The 958-nt window shown below is 58.2% G+C and carries 1 protein-coding gene; it reads left to right on the top strand.

Annotated features, from left to right (window positions below; all coding sequences use genetic code 11):
• The first annotated feature begins 398 nt into the window (after window positions 1-398).
• A complete protein-coding gene (locus ACXJ7R_RS34390; RefSeq protein ID WP_457155681.1) occupies window positions 399-677 on the top strand; it encodes a hypothetical protein in 279 nt (92 codons plus the stop codon).
• Window positions 678-958 lie beyond the last annotated feature (281 nt).

A 958-nucleotide genomic window follows, 5' to 3' on the forward strand; every position in this document is an offset into this window, starting at 1 on the left:
GGCCTTCGTAGGCCAGTACATTCAAAGCTTTGTCGCGTTCCCGCCGCGGCAGAAGCCGGGCAGCTTCTCGCTCGACCAGGTGCTGGCAAAACTCCAGGAAGCCGGCGGCGCTAGCAAGAACTGAAGCCAGCTGACGAAACCTTTCAGCGGGCCGCGCCGGTTCAACCGGCGTAGGCTCCGTTCGCGATCCTCTCCCCGATATGATGATGCCGTCGCATATTCCGCGCCACGTCCCGCTTCGGAGGTAAGGCAACGTGTGGTCGCCAACGGCTTTCTACCGCCAATAGGCGTAATTGCGCAGTTGCTAATATACCCATAAATTAATCAGTGCGGCAGTAACAAACCCACCGGAGTGGCCGGTACGCTGCATGACTTTGGCAATTGGCATTGGAGATCTGGTGGGGGTCACGGCCACTGTGCGCAGGCGGATTGACGATGAGCGCGTCAGCGTGTCGGTCCCGAACTATGATTGCCCGCAATCGATCCGAAGCTATGATTTTGCGCATTCGATCCGCACCAAGGTGCAGCGGGGAGATCAGATCGAGCTTGTTGGCGAGGTCACCCGGATCGATGGCGAGACGGTGACAATCGAACTGGGACCGCTGGTGACGGTCGAAATCGATATGGTCAGGCTCATCGAGAGATACCGGCCAAAGCAGCGCAGGACGCCACTCTGAGGCCCTTTCTTTCTACGGATTCCTCAATCGATCCGCAACGCCAGCATCGTGATGCACGATGGACCCGATTCTGCTTCGACCTCGTACGCACGGTTATGGGTTTGAGCTATCCTTCGCCAAAGCGTTGAAAAGCAACGTGCACGCCACCAGCGATACGAGCCCGCCTAACAGGTCGTCCCCTGTCAGGCCGAAAAGATAGACCGTCTCAAACGCCAACGCCGCCACTGCTGTTCACCCCGGTGCGAATTGATCAGCCTTCCTGTCCATCACCAGGGCTACTC

The sequence above is a fragment of the Mesorhizobium sp. P5_C1 genome, from assembly GCF_054049815.1.